Annotated in this window: 2 protein-coding genes; both read right to left on the bottom strand. The window is 67.9% G+C overall.

Annotated features, from left to right (window positions below; translation table 11 throughout):
* On the bottom strand, window positions 1-1,033 hold a 1,033-nt coding region (locus tag ACK4SV_RS16830), incomplete at its 3' end, for an inositol monophosphatase family protein (RefSeq protein WP_409918999.1).
* Window positions 1,020-2,392, bottom strand: a 1,373-nt coding sequence (locus ACK4SV_RS16825) for a TldD/PmbA family protein (RefSeq protein ID WP_409918998.1), incomplete at its 5' end; no start/stop codon positions are given. The genes ACK4SV_RS16825 and ACK4SV_RS16830, both read right to left, overlap by 14 nt.

Here is a 2,392-nt window from a genome sequence, read left to right as displayed (position 1 = left end):
GCGCGGCCGATTTCCAGGCGTCATAGGCGGTCTGGTAATTCGGGAAGGCGCCGATGAAGTCCATCTGCGTCAGATCATCGAATTCCACCGCCGTCACGTCTTTCAGGCGTCCGCCAAAGACGATGTGAAGCAGTTGTTTGCCAGTCGTGTCGCTCTTGCTCATGGGTTTTCGCTCCGTTGTGGCGGGCGGCGGTTTCGGGGCCCGCGCCTGCGGGTCGGGGAGTTTCACCACGCCTGACCGGCGCAGTAACAAAGGATGCAGCGCGTTGCCAGAGGCGACGACACTGCGCTGCGCCGGAACCGCGCGGTTGAACACCAGGCGTTCGCCCAGATGCGTCGTCGCCTGCCCGCCCGCCTCGGTTACGAGCACAGCGCCGGCGGCAACGTCCCAGTCCGCTTTCTCGCCCAACACCAGCGTCGCGTCCCAGGCGCCACTGGCCACGAACGCCATTCTCAGCAGGGTCGCATTCGGTTTTGGCTGGGCGAGTTCCACCACCGGCCAGGGCTCCGGCCAGTTCGGATGGGTCACGAGGCCCTCATTGGCGATCAGGCGCAGCCCATGCTCCTGGCTCCGCCCGGAAACCCGGATACCCGCCCCGTTCAGGAACGCCCCGCCGCCGCGCCGCGCCTCATAGAACTGCCCCAGCGCCGGGGCGTAGAGCACGCCCGCCACCGCCTCGCCCTCTTCCACCAGCGCCAGGCCAATGCACCAGTCCGGCCGGCCATCAATAAAGGCGCGCGTCCCGTCGATCGGGTCGACCACCCAGACGCGGGCCTTCGCCCGTTCGCCCGGCTCGTCGAGTGTCTCTTCAGACAGCCAGCCATATTCCGGCCGGGCCGAGCGGAGCCGCAAGGCGCACAATCGGTTCACCGCCAGATCCGCCTCGGTGACGGGGCCGCGCCCGCCGGTCTTGTTCCAGGTCTCGTTGGCCGCGCCAATCGCGGTAAAGGAGAGGGCGAGGTCGCCGGCCTCCTTCGCCAGCGCCTTCAGGAGCTGGAGGTCTTCATCCAGCGTCCGCTCAGCTGCCTGCAAGGTTCATGTCCTCGATGAGGATCGACGGCGCATCCCGCGTGCCGCGCAGTTCAAGATCATTGGCGGGCACCAGCCGCGCAAACATGGACGGCAGATCCCCCGCCACGGTCACTTCCGAAACCGGCCAGGCAATTTCGCCATTCTCGAACCAGAACCCCGCCACCCCGGCGGAATAGTCGCCGGTATTGGGATTGATCGAAGGCCCGAACATGTCGGTGATCAGGAGGCCCTTGCCCACCTGTTTGGCCAGCGCGCCGGGCGTATCGGCGCCGGGCCGGAGATAGACATTCGAGGTCGTCACCCCCGGCGGATCGCCGAAACCCGGCGAGGCAAAGCCATTCGGCGACAGGCCCAGCTGGCGCGCCGATGGCAGATTCAGCAGCCAGGCCGTCAGCCGCCCGTCTTCGATCAGATGTGTCTCGCGCACCGGCAGGCCCTCGCCGTCATGACTGCGGCTTCCCATGCCCAGCGGGCGCAGCGGGTCATCGGTGATGTAGACGCCGGGCGCGAACACCTGCTCGCCCATCCGCTCTTTCAGAAAGCTCACGCCCCGCGCGACCGAGGGTCCGGAAATCGCACTGAGGAACGCCCCGATCAGCGCGTCCGACACCCGCCGGTCAAAGATCACCGCCGCCTTCTGGGTGTTCACCTTGCGCGCCCCAAGCCGGGCAATCGTCCGCTCCCCGGCCGCCCGGCCGACTTCCTCGGCGCCCGGCATGTCCTTCAGGAAGCGCACCGACCAGCTGTCGTAGTCGCGCTCCATATGGCCGTCGCGCTCGGCCACGGCGGCGAGGCCGAGGCTCACCGATGTGCCCGTCCTGGAGCTGCGAAAGCCATTGGTCGCCGCCAGCCAGCGGCTCGACCGGTTCCAGGACGCGCCGCATCCCGCAACGGTCTTCACCCCCGGCACCGCCAGCGCCGCCGCCTCAGCCGTCAACGCATCCCGCTCCAGCGCTTCGGGGCTCAGCTCCGCCTCGCCGGTCAGGTCAAGGTCCAGATCGCCGGTTGCCAGCAGGTCCGCCCCCGGTAGGCCGCAAAACTTGTCTGCCGGCACCGCCTTCGCCATCGCCACACAGCGCGAGGCCAGCGCCTCCAGCCCCTCAGCCGACAGGTCTGCGCCGGACACATGCGCCTGGCTCTGGCCGAAGAAGCAGCGCAGCGAAATGCCCGCATTCTCCTCCCGCTCGATGCCTTCCAGCTTGCCATCGCGCACCGAGACACTGACGCCGTCACTGACAGCCAGCCGCGCATCAGCGGCATCCGCCCCGGCAGCGAGGCAACGTTCGAGCAGCGCGGAAAGCGTTGTTTCCGGAGAATTTCTTGAATCAGTCATGCCCGTTAGATGGACCGGCGCGCAGC

Source organism: Hyphomonas sp. (assembly GCF_046313735.1).
Taxonomy (GTDB): domain Bacteria; phylum Pseudomonadota; class Alphaproteobacteria; order Caulobacterales; family Hyphomonadaceae; genus Hyphomonas.
Note: the sequence above shows the minus strand (reverse complement) of the source record. Positions and strands in the feature narration are given on the sequence as shown.